The 18,379-nt window shown below is 31.8% G+C and carries 18 protein-coding genes; 7 read left to right on the top strand and 11 right to left on the bottom strand.

The genetic code is table 11. From position 1 onward, the window contains the following. A complete protein-coding gene (locus tag VLC96_RS00525; RefSeq protein ID WP_325259999.1) occupies nt 1–1,227 on the bottom strand; it encodes a multidrug effflux MFS transporter in 1,227 nt (408 codons plus the stop codon). A 348-nt stretch (nt 1,228–1,575) separates the two neighbouring features. Further along, the gene (locus VLC96_RS00530; protein ID WP_325260001.1) at nt 1,576–2,082 is read right to left on the bottom strand and encodes a DUF2911 domain-containing protein; all 507 of its coding nucleotides are present in this window, start codon (nt 2,080–2,082) and stop codon (nt 1,576–1,578) included. Nucleotides 2,083–2,257: 175 nt separating this feature from the next. On the opposite strand from VLC96_RS00530, the gene VLC96_RS00535 reads away from it, so the two are divergent. Both VLC96_RS00535 and VLC96_RS00540 read left to right on the top strand, forming a co-directional pair. Then, nucleotides 2,258–4,174, top strand: coding sequence for a DUF294 nucleotidyltransferase-like domain-containing protein (locus tag VLC96_RS00535; RefSeq protein WP_325260003.1), 1,917 nt, complete (start codon nt 2,258–2,260; stop codon nt 4,172–4,174). 3 nt (nt 4,175–4,177) lie between these two features. Next, complete coding sequence (locus tag VLC96_RS00540) at nt 4,178–4,774, top strand: 3'-5' exonuclease (RefSeq protein ID WP_325260006.1); 597 nt, start codon at nt 4,178–4,180, stop codon at nt 4,772–4,774. A 249-nt stretch (nt 4,775–5,023) separates the two neighbouring features. On the opposite strand, the gene VLC96_RS00545 is transcribed toward VLC96_RS00540, so the two are convergent. From VLC96_RS00545 to VLC96_RS00555, 3 genes are all read right to left on the bottom strand, one after another. Continuing rightward, the gene (locus tag VLC96_RS00545; protein WP_325260008.1) at nt 5,024–5,644 is read right to left on the bottom strand and encodes an L-threonylcarbamoyladenylate synthase; all 621 of its coding nucleotides are present in this window, start codon (nt 5,642–5,644) and stop codon (nt 5,024–5,026) included. 51 nt (nt 5,645–5,695) lie between these two features. Next, nucleotides 5,696–8,032, bottom strand: a complete 2,337-nt coding sequence (locus tag VLC96_RS00550; RefSeq protein ID WP_325260010.1) for an ATP-dependent helicase — start codon at nt 8,030–8,032, stop codon at nt 5,696–5,698. 93 nt (nt 8,033–8,125) lie between these two features. Next, nucleotides 8,126–9,604: an MltF family protein gene (locus VLC96_RS00555; RefSeq protein ID WP_325260012.1), complete on the bottom strand. Its 1,479-nt coding sequence runs from the start codon at nt 9,602–9,604 to the stop codon at nt 8,126–8,128. Between the two features lie 222 nt (nt 9,605–9,826). On the opposite strand from VLC96_RS00555, the gene VLC96_RS00560 reads away from it, so the two are divergent. Beyond that, nucleotides 9,827–10,303 (top strand): hypothetical protein, encoded by a 477-nt coding sequence (locus tag VLC96_RS00560; RefSeq protein ID WP_325260014.1) that lies wholly within the window; start codon nt 9,827–9,829, stop codon nt 10,301–10,303. Between the two features lie 114 nt (nt 10,304–10,417). Here the strand turns inward: VLC96_RS00560 and VLC96_RS00565 are convergent, their stop codons facing one another. The 3 genes from VLC96_RS00565 to VLC96_RS00575 all read right to left on the bottom strand — a co-directional run bounded on the left by VLC96_RS00565 (nt 10,418) and on the right by VLC96_RS00575 (nt 12,485). After that, nucleotides 10,418–10,957 (bottom strand): lipid-binding SYLF domain-containing protein, encoded by a 540-nt coding sequence (locus VLC96_RS00565; RefSeq protein WP_325260016.1) that lies wholly within the window; start codon nt 10,955–10,957, stop codon nt 10,418–10,420. 119 nt (nt 10,958–11,076) lie between these two features. Next, the gene (locus tag VLC96_RS00570) at nt 11,077–11,442 is read right to left on the bottom strand and encodes a VOC family protein (protein ID WP_325260018.1); all 366 of its coding nucleotides are present in this window, start codon (nt 11,440–11,442) and stop codon (nt 11,077–11,079) included. Nucleotides 11,443–11,717: 275 nt separating this feature from the next. After that, nucleotides 11,718–12,485, bottom strand: a complete 768-nt coding sequence (locus VLC96_RS00575) for a sulfite exporter TauE/SafE family protein (RefSeq protein ID WP_325260020.1) — start codon at nt 12,483–12,485, stop codon at nt 11,718–11,720. Between the two features lie 128 nt (nt 12,486–12,613). Between VLC96_RS00575 and VLC96_RS00580 the strand changes: the two genes are divergently transcribed. Next, a complete protein-coding gene (locus VLC96_RS00580; RefSeq protein WP_325260022.1) occupies nt 12,614–13,135 on the top strand; it encodes a DUF7935 family protein in 522 nt (173 codons plus the stop codon). A gap of 220 nt (nt 13,136–13,355) precedes the next feature. After that, nucleotides 13,356–13,982: a porin family protein gene (locus tag VLC96_RS00585; RefSeq protein WP_325260025.1), complete on the top strand. Its 627-nt coding sequence runs from the start codon at nt 13,356–13,358 to the stop codon at nt 13,980–13,982. A 76-nt stretch (nt 13,983–14,058) separates the two neighbouring features. Here VLC96_RS00585 and VLC96_RS00590 read toward each other — a convergent pair whose 3' ends face one another. Together VLC96_RS00590 and VLC96_RS00595 are read right to left on the bottom strand one after the other, a co-directional pair. Next, on the bottom strand, nt 14,059–14,670 hold the full coding sequence (locus tag VLC96_RS00590; protein ID WP_325260027.1) for an alpha-ketoglutarate-dependent dioxygenase AlkB family protein: 612 nt from the start codon (nt 14,668–14,670) through the stop codon (nt 14,059–14,061). Beyond that, nucleotides 14,654–16,057, bottom strand: a complete 1,404-nt coding sequence (locus VLC96_RS00595; RefSeq protein ID WP_325260029.1) for an exonuclease domain-containing protein — start codon at nt 16,055–16,057, stop codon at nt 14,654–14,656. Before VLC96_RS00595 ends, VLC96_RS00590 begins: the two co-directional genes overlap by 17 nt. Nucleotides 16,058–16,195: 138 nt before the next feature. Between VLC96_RS00595 and VLC96_RS00600 the strand changes: the two genes are divergently transcribed. Together VLC96_RS00600 and VLC96_RS00605 are read left to right on the top strand one after the other, a co-directional pair. Continuing rightward, nucleotides 16,196–16,960, top strand: coding sequence for an XRE family transcriptional regulator (locus VLC96_RS00600; protein ID WP_325260031.1), 765 nt, complete (start codon nt 16,196–16,198; stop codon nt 16,958–16,960). A 200-nt stretch (nt 16,961–17,160) separates the two neighbouring features. After that, nucleotides 17,161–17,601 carry a hypothetical protein gene (locus tag VLC96_RS00605; RefSeq protein WP_325260032.1) on the top strand — a complete coding sequence of 147 codons (441 nt, stop codon included), beginning with the start codon at nt 17,161–17,163 and terminating at the stop codon, nt 17,599–17,601. A gap of 84 nt (nt 17,602–17,685) precedes the next feature. Here VLC96_RS00605 and VLC96_RS00610 read toward each other — a convergent pair whose 3' ends face one another. After that, on the bottom strand, nt 17,686–18,354 hold the full coding sequence (locus tag VLC96_RS00610) for an SRPBCC family protein (protein ID WP_325260034.1): 669 nt from the start codon (nt 18,352–18,354) through the stop codon (nt 17,686–17,688). Nucleotides 18,355–18,379: the final 25 nt, after the last annotated feature.

Here is an 18,379-nt window from a genome sequence, read left to right on the forward strand (position 1 = left end):
TTAATGTGCCATTGTAATTTCACCATCTGAATTTACAATGGTTTTTTTGATTTTTTTCTTGCCTATAATCAAAATGAAAAAGGCAATAATCGTTGTGCAAGTCATAATAGCCACCATTGGAACAATTGAATCTTTTACAAAAATACCAACTGCAAAAGAAGCCAAACCCCCAAGTCCCAACTGACTAGCGCCCATTAACGCCGAAGCACTTCCTGCATTGTTAGGAAAAGGCGCAAGAGTTAATGCAGCGGTATTGGGATTTGAAATCCCTAAACATCCCAAAAACAAAAACAACATAACGATGGTACTATATAATCCCAGAAGACCATTAAATGCCAGAACCAAAAAGATACAACTGATAATTATTTGAGTAATTAGCGAAGCAAAAATCATCTGTTCACTAGAAAATCTTTTTAGGAAAAGAGAATTCAATTGACTCGAACCAATAAAACTCACTGACATAAAAGCAAAAATCCATCCATATGTCTGCGCATCAACTTTTAAAATACTCATAAACAAAATCGGAGAAGCTGCTACATAAGTAAACAACCCAGAAAATGATATAGCTCCAGTCAATGTATATGTATTAAACTGCGGTACTTTTATGATTGAAATAAAATTATTTAGTATTGGTTTGGGTTTCAAAGAAATTGTTTCATCGGGTAGTCGAGTTGTTGGTAAACCCAATTGCGAACTAACCAGGACAAAAATACCCAACATCATTAGGATAAAAAACACCGTGTGCCAGCCAAAATTGGTAGTAATATAACCGCCAATAGTTGGTGCGAGCATTGGCGAAAGCCCTAAAACTAACATTAATTTTGATAACACATTTGGTATTTCCTTTACTGGAAATAAATCACGGACCATTGCGACCGAAGCTACTGTAGCGGCACAACTTCCAACAGCTTGTACGAATCGCAATCCAATAAATGTATCAATATCACGAACGAAAACACATCCTAAAGAAGCCAAAATATAAATTAAAAGTCCTAAAAACAAAGGTTTTTTTCGTCCATAACGATCTAATAACGGTCCGTATAATAATTGTCCAAATGAAATTCCAATAAAATAACTAGACAATGACATAGAAACATTTGTCACTGATGTGTGCAAATCTTTTGCAATTCCTGAGAATCCTGGCAAATACATATCAATTGAAAATGGCCCAAGAGCCGTCATGAATCCTAAAATTATAATTAATTGAAAATATTTTGCCTTTGTCATATTAAGAATCGTTAATTATTTATTTGCAAAAGTAACTTTTAAAATTTGGTTCTATATTTTTTTTTAAAGACAAATAAATCCAGTAGAATGTGATAATGGAAAAATGATGATAAACACAAAGGTTACGATAATGCTTTCACGCTAAAATTAAAGATATAGTTTTTGAACTATAATTTATATTATGTAAAATAGAATTTATTGAATTTACTTCTATCCTTAAAATGATTTAAACTTTATTTTAACTTGCACTTTCATTTTGATTTTGATACAAGTAATTTATTCTGAATTTATATCAAAAAAAAATCATTGCCATTTGACAATGATTTAAACTCACAAAAATATTGTGGATTATTTCACTTTGAAGCTGATATTCCAATCATCCCAGCTCAAGGTTACATTATTTGCATTGATTGTGTAAACTAATTTTTCAACTTTAGCCTTTCCAGTTTGTGGCTTAACTTTTACACGTAATTGATCTTCTTTTTCCTGGTATTTATAAGCTCCCCATTGTTTAGCTTCTTTATTAAAAATTATAACTGATTCAGTTTTATTTGGAATAATAAAAAATGAATATTTACCAGCTGGTAATTTGGAACCTTCAATTGTAAGATCTTTGTCTGTTTCAAAAGTTGTTGCTTCATTCGCACCTGCACGCCAAACTTGGTCAAAAGGAACTAATTCTCCCCAGATTTTTCTATCTCTTACAGATGGACTACCATAATTTATTTGGATTGTAGCCCCATTAATTTTTCCTGTTACGCTTTCAGCAGGACTCTTCGGTTTTTCTTGTGCATTTGCAAATGATACTGCAAATACTGAAAACAATACTAAAAATGTGATTTTTAAAATTTTCATAGTTTAATTATTTATTTAATACTAAAATTAAAGATTTACAGTTAATACTATGCGGCACTGCTATTATTTATGAAAAATTTAACTATCTGATAATAAATCAAATTTAAAATTTAACCCGCCAATATTCCTTCTATTTTTTATTATTTTTACGTGCATTTTACTTTACAAACTAACTATGAATACAATTGCTGAAAATATAGCTGATTTTTTAAAAGAATACCCGCCCTTTGACAATTTAACCTTTCAAGAATTAGCAGTAATTGCTACAAATATTCGAGTTTTAAACTTAGATAAAAACGAAACTTTATTTCAGATAGACGATAAATTGCATGATTCCTTTTATGTTGTAGCTTCTGGAACAATTCATCTGTCTGTTATTGCAGATGCTGAGGAAACGCTTTTGAATAAATGTCATGCTGGTGATGTTTTTGGTTTGAGACCTTTCTTTGCCAAAAATAACTATATGATGACCGCAAAATCACGTGACGAGAGTATAATTTACGCAATTCCCATCGCAACTTTTAGACCTTTTGTAGCTAATAATCCAGATGTTTTAAACTTTTTATTGGAAAGTTTTGCTACAAACACTTGGAATCCAAAAGAAAAAGAAAACTTAAGAGGAAAATTAGCTAGTGACAATGTCTTTTATATCGGCCAAAAGTCTGAAATGCAATATTTTCAATCATTAACTTACAATAGATCGCCCCTTATTGCAACTATTAATCAAACTGCAAAGGATGTTGCGTATTTAATGACCGAAAATGTTTCGTCAAGTGTTGTTATTTGTGATAATCATTTGCCAATTGGGATTGTTACACATACCGATATGTGCTCCAAAATTGCTACTGGGCAATTCCCATTGACTGTTACTATGAAAGCGATTATGTCTTCACCAGTAGTTACAGTTGTTGAAAATATTTCATTAGCAGAAGCGCAATTGATGATGTTAAAAAATAATGTAACTCATTTATGTGTGACTTCAGATGGGACAGATAAATCTCCAGTAAAAGGAGTCATTTCTGAGCACGATTTAATTATTGCACAAGCAAATAATCCTGGTGTTTTAATCAAAGAAATTAAACGTTCATCAAGTGCCAAAGACTTAAAAAATCTTAGAGAACGTTTGACAGAATTAATTCAAAATTCAATTAATAAAAACATACCGCTTTCTAATATTAATAATATTGCAAGTGAGATAAATTCTGCTCTTTTAAAACGCGCAGTCGAATTGTCAATTTTAGATTTAGGCTCACCTCCTGCTCGATTTGTATGGTTAAGCATTGGAAGCCAAGGAAGAAAAGAACAATTACTACTAACAGATCAAGATAGCATGTTAATTTTTGAAGATGTTGCTCCTGATAAATACAGAGATGTAAGGGATTATTTTTTGAGATTAGGCAAAAAAACAACTGCAACACTCGAAAAAGTTGGTTATGAATTGTGTCCCAATGGTCATATGGCAAGTAATATGTTATGGTGTAAATCGTTGACAGACTGGACAAAACAATACAATAGTTGGATGAATACTCCAGGTGAAAATAGTAATGATCTAAGTAGTATTTTCTTTGATTTGGAACTTGTTTTTGGTGAGAAAAAAATATTTGAAGCAATAGAAAATGTAATAGAGAAAGACTTAGAACACAACTCTTTGTTTTTTGATTTCTTAGGTAATGATGCTTTAAGAAAAAATTCGCCTCTTACATTCTTTAAGAAATTTGCCTTAGAAGAAGACGAACCTCATAAAGATAAATTTGATATCAAAACAAGAGCGTTAATGCCACTAATTGATGGGGCAAGATTATTTGCGTTGCATTTTAAAATTAAAGGACTAAATAATACCTATTTAAGATTCAAGCAATTAGCTATTATTGATTCGAAAAATGCGGATATTTATCTTAATTGCGCTGAAGCATTTTTGATTTTATCAAAATTTAGAGTGAACGAAGGCTTGAAAAATGAAAATTCTGGTCAATATATCAATATCAGTGAACTGAATAAATTAGATAGAGAAAAACTAAAGAATGCCCTAGCCCCAATGAGAGATTTAGAAGAATTAATAAAAAGTAATTTTAAACTAACACAATTTTCATAAATAATGCTTGATTGGCTAAAAAATATAAACAAAGAATATCCTGAATTTTGGAAAAATTATCTAGCTAAGTTTGATAAAAAATCAAAACGATTTGTCGTATTTACAACCGAAACTACTGGTTTAAATCCTGAAAAAGATGTTATTTTATCAATCGGTTCTTTTGCCATAACTAATAACGCAATTCAAATCGGAGATAATTTTGAATCTATTTTGCTTCAATATAAATATTTTCATGATAATGGTCTATCAAATGAATTTATTTTGGAGAGTAAAATGAAAAAACTGAGTGAACCTGATGCAATTCAGGCATTTATTGATTATATCGGAAATGCTGTTTTGATTGGTCATCATGTTGATTTTGATGTAGATATGATTAATATCGCTTTGGCAAAATTAGGTTGCGGCCGATTGAAAAATGAAGCTTTAGATATAGATGTTATGTATCGAAAACTTGTCGATATCAATGACAAACAATTTTCACTAGAAGAACTTTCCGAAATTTTCAAACTCCCCAAAAGTTATCGCAATTCCCCTGCTGAAGACGCATATACTATTGGACTTTTATTTTTAAAATTGAAAAAAAAGTTGGGAATAAATTAAATTAGGAATCACACTTGAAGTAACTTTTTTATTTACAGCTATAAACAAAAAAAACAGGACATAAGTCCTGTTTTTAATGCAATCTCAATTCTTTTTTAACAACCAATTAAATATAAATTAAAGATTACATATCTTATATATTAGAACGCAAATTTTCAAATATTATTTTACTAAATAAAGGTTTTAATACTAAGTTTCCAATTTATTTCAAGTGAAATTTTAAAATTAATTAAAAAGATTACTGTTTTTTTAAATAATATCAACATTTCCCTTTCCTTCTCTCACTACAATTGGTTCATCTCCAGACAAATCAATTATAGTGGAACCAATATTAGCTCCGTAACCTCCATCAATAACAACATCTACCAAATTTTGCCATTTTTCAAAAATAAGCTCAGGATCTGTTGTGTATTCAATAACTTCGTCATCATCATGAATCGAAGTAGAAACTATTGGATTTCCTAATTGACGTACTATTTCAAGAGCAATAGAATTATCAGGAATACGGATTCCGACAGTTGTTTTCTTTTTAAATTCTTTTGGTAAATTATTATTTCCTGGAAGAATAAATGTGTAAGGTCCAGGTAAGGCTCTTTTTAAAATTTTAAAAGTTGAAGTATCAATTTGTTTTACATAATCAGATAAATTGCTCAAATCATGACAAACAAATGAAAAGTTAGCTTTTTCAAGTTTTACGCCTTTAATTTTGGCAATTCGTTCAAGCGCACGTGAATTGGTAATATCACAACCTAATCCGTAAACGGTGTCAGTTGGATATATAACCAGACCTCCGTCACGTAGCACTTTTACCACTTTGTCTATTGCCGCCTCATTTGGATTAGTTTCGTATATTTTGATGAATTGAGCCATTTTTTTGAATTTAAAGTTGCTGAGATTCCAACCATTTAAGCTTAAACATTTTTAGCCTATGATATCTAATTTTGCAAATCGTAATAATAATTTTTTAATTCCTCCAACTTCAAATTTGATTTCGGCTTTTTTATCAGCTCCAACACCTTCCAAATTGATGACTTGTCCTTTGCCAAAACGTTCATGCATCACTACATTTCCAGCTGCCAATTTATTATCAAAAAGATTTGCACTTCCGGAAGGAGCATTGCTTCCTGCCATTGGTTTCAATTTTCTAATATTCACTTCTGGTTTGGGTTGATTATCAGTAACATGTTTTGGGGGTGTTGCTCCTACTGGTTTTGCCAATCTCAATTTGGATTTATCAACATCTCCAAAAATATCTGCATCAATGGATGATTTATAACGATAATTACTTTCTGCAGGCGTTAAATATTCCAAGAATTGTCCATCGATTTCTTCAATAAAACGAGAAGGTTCGCTATCGGTCAATTTGCCCCAACGGTAACGTGATTGCGCATACGTTAAATATGCCTGATGTTCAGCACGAGTCAAAGCTACATAAAACAAACGGCGTTCTTCTTCCAATTCACTTCTTGTGCTCATACTCATAGCACTCGGGAATAAATCTTCTTCCATTCCAACAATAAAAACATGTGGGAATTCAAGTCCCTTGGCCAAGTGTATTGTCATCAAAGCTACACGATCTTCATCGCTGGTGTCATTGTCTAAGTCGGTTGCCAGAGCGACATCTTCCATAAATTCGGATAAAGATCCTGTTGCGCCATCAACTTCTTTTTGACCTTCGATGAAATCCTTAACCCCATTTAATAATTGTTCAATATTTTCGATACGAGCCATTCCTTCTGGAGTAGCATCTTTTTTTAATTCCTGAATCAAGCCTGTTTTTTTGGCTACATGTTCAACAACATAAAAAGCATCATGATTCTCATTAATAACTTGAAAACTCTGAATCATAGTAACAAAATCCAATAGTTTTTGCTTTGTTCCAGAATTGAGTTTCAAATCGATTCGTTCAATATTTTGCATGACTTCAAAAATCGAACGCTTGTAATGATTGGCCGCTATTGTTAGTTTTTCGATCGTAGTATTTCCAATTCCTCGTGCCGGATAATTGATTACACGGATTAGAGCTTCTTCATCTTTTGGATTGAGGACTAATCGCAGATAACAGAGCGCATCTTTGACCTCTTTTCTTTGGTAAAAAGATAAACCACCATAAATTCGATACGGAATATCTCTTTTTCGTAATGCATCCTCCATCGCTTTGGACTGTGCATTGGTACGATATAGAATTGCAAAAGCACTATTGTTCAGATGGTTATTCATTTTTTGTTCCCAAATCGTGCCGGCAACAAAGCGTCCTTCTTCATTATCAGTAATACTGCGATGCACTTTTATTTTAGGACCAAAATCATTGGCTGTCCAAACTACTTTATCGAGTTTTACTTTATTTTTATCAATAATGGTATTAGCAGCTTCAACAATATTTTTGGTTGAGCGGTAATTTTGCTCTAATCTAAAAGTTTTTACACCTTCATAATCTTTTTGAAAATTCAAGATATTGTTGATATTTGCCCCACGAAACGCATAAATACTCTGAGCGTCATCCCCTACCACGCAAATATTTTGAAATTTATCTGATAAAGCTCGGACAATTAAATATTGTGAATGATTCGTATCTTGGTACTCATCTACCAATAAATATCTAAAACGATTTTGATATTTTGCTAAAACTTCAGGGAAACGAGTAAGTAATTCGTTGGTTTTTAATAACAAATCGTCAAAATCCATTGCACCCGATTTAAAGCAACGATCAACATAATTCTGATAAATTTCACCCATCCTAGGCTTTTTACTCATCGCATCTGCTTCCTGTAAATCTGGATCATTGAAATAGGCTTTTACAGTAATTAAACTATTTTTAAAGTTCGAAATCCTGCCCAAAACTTGTTTTGGCTTATATATATCACGATCCAATTGCATTTCTTTGATAATTCCAGAAATAGCGCGTAATGAATCTTGAGAATCATAAATCGTAAAGTTAGAAGGATACCCTAAATGGTGCGCTTCAGAACGTAAAATTCGAGCAAATACAGAGTGAAAAGTTCCCATCCATAGATTCTTAGCCTCACTTGGCCCGACAATATCCGAGATACGTTTTTTCATTTCTCTTGCCGCTTTGTTGGTAAATGTAAGCGACAAAATATTGAAAGCATCTACTCCCTGATGCATCAGATAAGCAATCCTGATGGTAAGCACACGAGTTTTCCCAGAGCCTGCACCTGCAATGATAATCATTGGACCATCTTTTTGCAATACTGGTTCGCGTTGAGCTTCGTTAAGTTGTTCTATATATTTTTGCATTGAAAAATTCTGTTTGACGCAAAAATAAGAATTTTAGAATGAATATATGTTTCATAATCATAATCAGATTGAAGAAATTATGACACTATCAAATTAAGATCTTATTTTTTTGCCACGTTGTTCTGCATAGTAACTCAATGCTCTATAGGAAGCGTAAAATTTATAAATATTACTTACATATTGTATAGTTTCCTGACCAATTTCGTTGGCAGCAATCAGTTCAACATTATCAAACCAAATATTTGGATTTAGTCCAGTGGCTTTGGCTTTATCCCGCAATTCCTGTACACGTCTAGGACCAGCATTGTAGGCTGCTAAAGCAAATAAATGACGATTTAATTTGTCTATCTTAGGATCTGTAAAATACCTATCAATTAAGTATCTCATATATTGAACTCCAGCATGAACATTGTTATCTATTTTATAAATATTTCTGATATAAAATGGTTTGCCAGCTGCGGTTTTAGGTAAAACTTGCATTACTCCAACAGCTCCTTTATGACTCACCAGTTTTTGATTCAATCCAGATTCCTGATATCCTTGAGCAATTAGAAGCAGCCAATCCAGTTGATAGCGATCAGCATACTTAAGAAATGGTGCTTTAAGGACATTTACTTGGGAAAACGTTTTTTTTGTGTAAATATCTGGTAGAAGATCTGCATTTTTCACATATTTATTATAAAGCATATTTCCGAACAATGTGCCTTTTGCATTTTTTTCTAAAAAAATATTTAATGCAGCTTTCAATTTTGGAGAGTTTTTTCTCAGTACCACACCATAAGATATGTTTCTGGCTATTGGAATTTTTTCATATAAAATTAAATTTGGCATTACGTTGGCCCACAATTTGGCAACATCTTCCACCATTGCAGTAAACGGAATGACATCAGAATTGATCATTTCAAGAATATCCTCAGATTCTAAATATGGATCTAAAGGTTTAATAATAATTGGTTTTCGGTTTATTTTTTTGAATGAATCATTTAATTTTAAAACTGCAGATTCATAGCTACTGCCTTCCCGAAGATAAATTTCTTTGCCCGAAAGGTCTGCAAGAGAATTTAGTTTTGGAGACTTGGAACCTCCGATAATAATTTCCTTAAGTCCAGTAATTGAAGGAATAGAAAAATCAACCAATTTTTTTCGTTCCTCCGTTATTGTTAAACCGGCATAACCCAAATCTGCATAGCCTTTTTGCAAAAGCGGTATAATCTGACTCCGATTTACTGGTATAAAAATAATCCTAACCTGGTGGGGCTTCAAATGTAATTGTTTGTTGATGTCATTTTCAAAAAGAGTTAAAGCTTCAAATGCTACACCGCTCCTTTTATTTAGATTAATGGTGTAATAAAGATGAGTGTAAGGAACCAAAGCGCGAATTCTTCGGCGAGCAACCATACTATCTAAATCTCCAAATTCTGGTTTTCCTAATCCAAGGAATTCATTCTCTGAATTAAATTTATACCAGGTTGTATCTTTTTCGGTAACAATCGATTTTGAATCCGATTCTTTTTTGCATGAAATAGTGCTAAAAAGAATAATCAAAACTAGCATTATTTTTAGGTTACGCATCTTTTTGTGTTTTTACATAAAGTTACGCAAAATATTTGGTTGTCAGTATTTTGGTTGTTAAAATGAAATTGAAAAATCTTAAAATAAAATATTAATTATCAAAATTGCCCTAAAGAATTGCTTATATCAAATTATTTTTTGTTAAAAACAAACTATTTAATAAAGTGGTTTATTTGTAAATTAGCAATGATTACTGTAATTATTAATTTAAAATATCTATCTATGAAAAAATTAAGTATTTTTTGTTTGCTATTGGCTTTCATTGTTTTGGGAAGTTGTAAAAAAGAACAAAAAGAAATTGAAACCGTCAAAGCTGAAGCTCAACAGCCTGTAAGTACAGCTTGTTACAAAGCATTGTATGAAAACGACACAATAGATTTGAAAATCAATACTTTGAAAAACGGAAAAATAGCCGGAGACATGGTAATGAAAATCGAAAACAAACCAGAAAAAGTTGGAACAATTGAGGGAGAATTTCGCGGAGATACCTTATTTGCTGATTATTCTTTTATTCAAGGAACAAATAAAGACAGAGTTTTTAAAAATCCAATGGCTTTTTTGAAACGTAATGACTCACTTGTTTTAGGCAGTGGCGAAATAATTACTTATTTAGGAAAGTCTTATTTCACAAAAGGCAAACCTCTCAATTTTAAAACTGTTAAATATAAATTTTCAACTATAGAATGCGTTGCAAAATAAAAAAATCCTTTAGAAGAACGAAGTAATCACAGATAGCAACTTAAATGCAAATATTCTAGATTATTTCGTTCTTCAAAAAGACTTGAATACAATAAAAGTAACTTAATATCTATGTTATAATTTGTTAAATTTAAATTTCTGACCACCAACTGAGGCTTCGTACATAAGTCCGCCTTTTTGCATAGTGAATACCATAACTCCGTCAGTATATTTTGCGTTTCCAGAAGCGCCTGCCGTTACCGCAACTGCCGAGACTTGAGCAGAAAATTCAAATTTACTAGCCTTAAAATGATCCATTGCTTTTTTGGACTCAAAGAATATAATTTCACGATATGCTTGTCCACCGGCCTGAAATCCAATACTCAATTGTGATAATTTTGCCAAACCTATCAACGTATTATTTTCATAGACAGCTCCGTTACCAGCTGCTCCCCCTACTCCAATCCCGCCTTTACCAACATTTGGAAAAATAACATAGCCGTAAGCTTTATCAAAAATCCCACTCATTAGGTGATCTGCTTTAATGAATTCATCTTTGGCAGTTTTACTATCAGCAACAATTTTATCTTTTTTAGAATCAGACTGAGCAAATACTGTTATTGTATTTGCAATACAAACAATCAACATTATTGATATGATATTTAATTTTTTCATAATAAAATATATTAAAGTTGTTATAAAATCTTGATACTCAAAGATAAGACAAAGTTTTGTATAATTTTAAATATAGCTGATTATCAATGAAATAAGAATCTTATCAACGAATAATACTTTTATTTATTAAATTCCCCTACATGCCATAAAATACCTGATGGATCAATAATAAAACACTCTTTGCCCCAATCTAATGTTTTGATAGGAAGAATTTTAACTTCTTTGTATTTTGTGGGAAGTTGTAACTCTGAAAGTTCTTTCCAAAAACTATTAACATCATCGACTTCCAAGAAAATCATTGAATTATCAATCCAATCCTTTAGATAATAGTCTTGTAAATAAAAGGAAAGTCCTTCCTTTTGAAATACTGACATATTGTGACCCAAAATGATTTCTTCAAAACCTAAATCACGATAAAAGTTTCTTGATAAATTGAAATCTTTGGATCCTATAAATGGTCGAATTGATTTTGTTTTATAATTCATAATTTATTATTTACAATTAAAGTTATTTATAATTTAAATTAATGTAACACTTTAAGATAGTGGATATTGTAAAGTTATTTAAAAAAAAAATAAATCTGAAAATGTTATTATTTAATAAAGTTTTAAAAGCTGAAAATGTTCTATGTACTGCGTAAGGGATAGGAATAAGCTACCGAAGTAGCATGGATAGCCCGACCGCCACTAGGAAAAGGGCGTATAAGCAGTTGCAAAATTCAGCCCTTTTTCTAGTGGGGGTTACGCCCAAATGACGCTGATTATCTTAAAAGAACATCATAGGCGAAACGTATTAAGGTGCCGATTACAACGATTAAAAAGAAGATTCGAATGAAGTTATTCCCTTTGTTTATTGCAAGTTTTGCTCCAATCCAGCCGCCTGCTGCGTTACTGGCTGCCATGGGTAAAGCGATTGCCCAAATGATTTTTCCTTTGAACATAAATAAGCAAATAGAACCAAAATTGGTAGCAAGGTTTACCATTTTGGCATTGGCAGAAGCGTGTAAAAAGTCAAATCCCATTATGGCTATGAAGGCAACAACAAGAAAGCTTCCAGTGCCTGGACCTATGAATCCATCATAAAGGCCGACTATAAAACTGATTCCTATTGCGTTGAGAATTTGAGTTTTGGGTGCTATATTTCTTTCCTGATGTTGACCGAAATTTTTTTTAGCATAAGTGTAAATTGCCAATGATGACAATACAACTAATAACAATGGTTTCATAAAATCGTTGCTTACATGTGTTAATAGCGTAGATCCCAAAAAAGCTGAAGGACAAGCAACAAGCATCATGACACTTAAGATTTTCCAATTAATATCTACTTTTTTCATGTATTGATAGCCTGCAAATGAAGTTCCGCTAAAGGCAGGGATTTTTAGTGATCCTATTACGGTCGATACAGGAAGATTGGGTAATAATATCAATCCCATTGGGGTTTGAATGAGACCGCCACCGCCTACGATCGCATCTATAAATCCTGCGAAGAAAGCCGCTAAACATAATAAAATGATGATGTAGGTTTCCATTTGTGGGTTATATTTAAATTTTATTCTGAACGACAAAAATAGTGTTCAGCTTTTTATTATTGGGATAATTTTGCCTTTGTTTTAGTTTTAAAAAGATTATTTTTGCGTTCTTAAAAAATTAAACAAAAATGGATTTATCAAAAATGCTAGAATTATTAAGTTATACTTTGCCAGCAATTATTACAGGAATGGTTGCTTATTACTTTTTTAATTTACATACAAAAAACGAAGAAGGAAGACGCCGATATTTATTAAGCAAAGAAGCTCAGAAAAACGCTATGCCTTTGCGTTTACAGGCTTACGAAAGAATGACTTTGTTTTTGGAGCGTATTAGTCTTTCTAATTTATTGACTAGAATATCACCGATTTCTACAAATAAAAATGATTATGCAAATTTTGTTATTGCTCAAATAGATCAGGAATTTGAACATAATTTGGCCCAACAAATTTACATGACCGATGAATGTTGGACAATCATAACAACAGCTAAAAACGCTACAATTCAGATGATTCGTAAAGCTGCGATTAGTGAAACTGTAGGTAACGCTGATCAATTGAGAGAAGCTTTGCTGAATGATTTATTGGAAAGACAAACCCCTAGCAATGCTGCTTTGGGATATATTAAAAATGAGGTAAGCCAAATGTGGTAAGCTAATATTAAAACAAAAAAATCCTAAGTTGATGGAATTCCAAACCATTACTTAGGATTTTTTTTGTGATAAGAGTTTGCTTTTTTTACTTATTGTAATTATTTAACTACTAAGTGATTATTGTTTTTTTGTTTAAAAAAAACTTTAAGAAATGTTTTGACCATGTTGTTTGTATGAATTTTACAATATATTTGCTGCCTTTTAACAATATATAATTACAATGAAAAAAATTATTTTGTCAGCTCTTGCTGTATTCGCGTTTGGATTTACAAATGCACAAGAAGTAAAATTTGGAGCGAAAGCTGCTTTAAACATTTCATCAATTTCTGGAGATGTCAATGATGCTTCTTCTTTGATTGGTTTTCAAATTGGAGGTTTTGCAGAATTTAAAATTTCTGATAACTTTTCATTTCAGCCAGAATTAATGTATTCTGCTCAAGGTGGTAAAGAGTCATATACTGAAAGTTTTTCGGGTATTACACATACTGATGAAACAACAACAAAATTAGGATATTTAAATATTCCTTTAATGGCTAAGTTTTATGTTGCCAAATCTTTTAGTTTAGAGGTAGGTCCTCAAATCGGTTTCTTATTATCAGCAAAACAAAATTATGATGTTACTGAAAGTTTTAGTGGTGCATCATTTTCTGCATCAGAATCTGAGGACATTAAAGACATAACAAATTCTGTGAATTTTGGGCTTAATTTCGGTGCCGGATATGATTTTACTGAAAATTTATCTGCTGGTTTAAGATATAATATTGGTTTGTCAAACATTTATGATGTCGATGATGATTATAATGTAAAAAATTCAGTTTTTTCGGCATCTTTAGGATATAAATTCTAATGCTTTTTTCTTAGAATAATTCAGATTACCAATTTAAAACAGTAGTAAGCACTGGTTTACTGCTGTTTTTTTTATACTACATTTTAACTTGCCTAAAAGTTAAATTAATTCTCGGAAGTACTTCTTTGGATGTTTTAGGAACCTGATGTTCCCAAAAACTATTTGTTTTTCCTGCCATTAATAAAAAAGAGCCGTGATGTAAAGGAATTTCCAAATGCGGTAGTTGTTTTAAAAATTTATGACGCAATCGGAACATTCTGGTTTCGCCAAATGTGACCGATGCAATATTCATATCTTTATTAAGGCTTTTTGTTTTATCGCTATGCCAAGCCACGCCATCATTTCCATTTCTGTACAGATTTAGCAAAACAGCATTAAAATATATTTTGGTTTCATTTTCGACTTTGCTTTTAATCGTTCTTAATTCTTTAGGCCAATTTGATTTACCCAAAATAAAGTCGCTATCATCATACCATGCAACCATTCGCGGAGCTGTAACAATTTTATCGTACATAGGCATATCGTATTCGCGCCAGACTGTATTGTTCAACAAAATATTATAATAACGATCGGACTCTTCTTTATTAAAAAAACTATCAATTAATAGAAGATCAGCATCTGGCACTTCAAACACTTTTCTGCCAGCTGTTCCTGATGAAAACATTTCGGTGTCATTGAAGAGAATCATAATCTTGAGTTTTATTTTTATTTACAAATCGTTTTACTTTTCCAGGATATTTTTCTGCATAAGCATAAATGAGATGCATCATGTATTGATTACTTCGAAAAGGGGTTACATAATCTTTAATTTCCGAGAGGTCAGCAAATCCAACATCTGATGGAATGTAGCCCATTCCATAAAAATGACCGTTTTCAACCCAAATACAACTGCTTTCTTCGATAGATATTCCTTTATCTATAATAGCAAAACTTGGTCGGTTGCTTAATAGAAAGTCAATAGCATTTTCTATTTGCTGGTTGTGATAATCAGCTTCAGGTAAATTTGTAACATCATTCTTTTGAAAAAACTCTCCAACAACTGACATTCCATATTGACAAAACCTTTGATCAATTTTAAACTGCTGAGCAAGATTTTGTAGCACTATTATACCATCATATTGACTATTGAATTCCTGAATACATTTTTGAAACTTAGATAGTTTTCCAATTGCCAAATATTTATAACCGTTTCGCGCTTCATATTCATACAATCCAAATTTAGCTTCGAAGCGTTTTAGTGCCCGATTATACATGGGCCAAAGTCTTTTAATTTGATCGCATTCTAATAAAAGAGCCATTAGTTCTGTAGCGCAAACTTCAAAAGAAATTCCATAAATGTCTTTTAAGAAATTCTGTCTTTGCGCATTTACATTATGACCGCTAAAATGAGAAGCCACACGTTTTTTAATATTGACTGCTTTACCAACATAGATTACTTTTTTTACTTGATTATAAAAATAATAGACCCCTATTTTTTCAGGTAATTGTTCAAAATCCTGAGGTGGTAAATTAGGAGGCAAGCGCTGATCTTGTGAAGTTTTTTTAATCATTTTATTCAACTCTCCTTCCCTATCCCATTCTAACAATTTGGAGAATAATATAGTTGTAGCATCAGCATCGCCACCTGCACGATGTCTGTTTTCTATATTTATATCTAAAGAATTGCAGAGATTTCCCAGGCTGTAAGAACTTAATCCGGGTTTAATCTTTCTTGTAGCACGAACAGTGCAAAGTTTTCTCGCCGTCCATTTAAAGCCAGATTCTTCCAATTGATGTCGAACAAATGAATAATCAAAATTGACATTATGTGCAACAAAAATACGGTCTGTAAGCATCTCCAAAATTTTTTCGGCAACATCATCAAATATGGGAGCATGTCGCACCATGTCATTATCAATACCTGTAAGTGCAAAAATGGGTATAGGTATTTCCTTTTGTGGATTAACAAGTGTTTCCCACCGGTCAATTACTTTGGTTCCGTCATGAATTATAATAGCTATTTCAGTTATTCGGCTTCCTCTGGCATTTCCACCTGTGGTTTCTATATCTACTATGGCGTATTCCTGCTTTTTCATTGGTGTATAACGTGAACATTGTTACTATTCTGCTAATAGCCTAATTATATTTGATTTAGTGATTAAATATTTTACAAATTTAGGACGTATAATCACTTTATGGTTTATATTTGTAGTGATTTAAAATCCCTTTAACGTATGTTGTATATTTCTGACAATCTAAAATGGCTTCGAAGTAAACAGAATTTATCTCAGCAAGAAGTCGCTGATGGTATGGCTTTACCTGTAGACCGTTACAAAAAATATGAGTATGGCAAAAACACACCGCCAGCAGAAACGCTAGTAGTTATTTCACGCTATTATCATATTAGTATTGATTTGCTTCTGACTGTTGATTTAAGGAAAACATCAATAGACAATTTAATACGGTTGGAAGACAACCGAATTATTTTGCCTATAACTGTTGATCAAAAAGGAAATAATCTGATTGAAATTATTCCACACAAGGCTCAGGCTGGCTATCTGAGTGGTTATTCCGATGCTGAATATATTGAAAACTTGCAGCAAATAGCTTTGCCATTTTTGGGCTCGGGTAAAATGAGAGCTTTCCCTATTAATGGAGACTCTATGCCACCACATACTAATCAATCTTTTATAGTTGGAAAATATGTAGAAAATCTAGGAGAGATAAAAATGAATAAAACATATATATTAATTACTTCAAATGAAGGAATTACGTATAAAAGATTAGGTAATAAGACTGATGATTCGCTGACGGTAGTTTCGGATAATATGATTTATAGTCCATACGAAGTAAAGCTTTCAGATATAATAGAAATATGGGAATATGTTTGCCACATTGGAAGAGACGATAGTACACCAATGACATTAGATTCAGAAACTATTAAAGGGATGTTTTTAGAATTAAAGAAAGAAATCAATGAAATTAAGCAGGAGAAATAATAATTATTTAATCAAGAAAGTTTGAATATGATAAAATCGGCTGATAATTTTGTAAGCTAATATTTAAATCCTATAATCAAATTGTTATAAGTGGTTATAACTTTGAAAATTACTTCAATGCTTTAACTATTTATATAACCAATAGATTTAAGTTTTGTTAGGTAAAAAGATTTTAATTGTTTAATAAAAATTCAATCATTATGGGAACAATAACTAACGAAAATTTTGATCACGAAGATCAAAATCTTCAGCTAACCGAAATGTCTGGTATCGAACAAAACGACAATAATCCATTCTATAACAGCCAGGATGATGATTCAAGTTATGTTAATGAATATCTAAATGAAAAAGCCGAAAACAGCAACGATCCAGAACATGATCCTGCAAAAGGCAATGATGAAACTATTGTCAATAAAGGGGAAGACGATGATTTTTTGAATAGTGACAGTGATCAATATCATGATGATGATTTGGATTATGATGATGATACAGAAGACGATTTTGATGATGATCTAATCGAAAAATACAATGAAAATGATTATGATATAAATGATCGTGAGCCAACTAATCTAAATAGTGATGAGGATTTTCAACAAGATCTTGACGAAAATGATCCATTATATAATCTGAAAAAGATTTAACAGCTAAAAAAAAATCAATGCTATTTTTAATCAAAAAAGCCTGCTAAGTTTTAATTTTAGCAGGCTTTGATTTATACAATCATATTATTGATGACCAGATTCAAGATATTCTTTTAGATTTAGAATGTCATCTTTAACCATTTTTTGGAAGAAAGGATTAAGAAGTTTTGCAGCGCTTTCACCAGCTATTCCTAGAGGTGCGCGGTAAGATATTGTTATATCCAGTTCTGTTGCTTTTCCTTTTTGACTAAAGATAACTTTACCGGCGTTTTCAATTTGTGCATCTGGTAAAGAACGCCAGCTTAGCAATTTTTCTTTTTCATCTTTAATAATTTCTGCTTTCCATGATAATCTTCCAATTCCTGATAGTCCTTTAGCAGTCCATTCTGATGTTGTTTGATTAATAGTTTTAACAGATTGTAAATGATTCATGAATTTTGGTAGATTTTCCAGATTTCTCCAAAATGCATAAACCTCACCAATTGGTTTATTGATAACGCTGTTAATTCGAATATTTACATTCTGTGCTTTATCATTTTTGAGGTGATCTACCGCATCATAAACAGGACAATAGCCGGTAATTCCTCTTACGAGCATTGCTCCACCAAGCCCACTTTGAGTAATGCTTTTATCTTTTTGGGTTAATCCTTTATATAAAAAATAGGCTCCACTTGTAACCATTAATAATCGTTCCAGCGTTGAAACATTATTTTTTATATTTAAAAAATTTGATGATTGTGTTCTTGCTTCCATGATATAAGTTATTTTGACATTAAGT

This window comes from Flavobacterium sp. (genome assembly GCF_035456085.1).
Taxonomy (GTDB): Bacteria; Bacteroidota; Bacteroidia; order Flavobacteriales; family Flavobacteriaceae; genus Flavobacterium.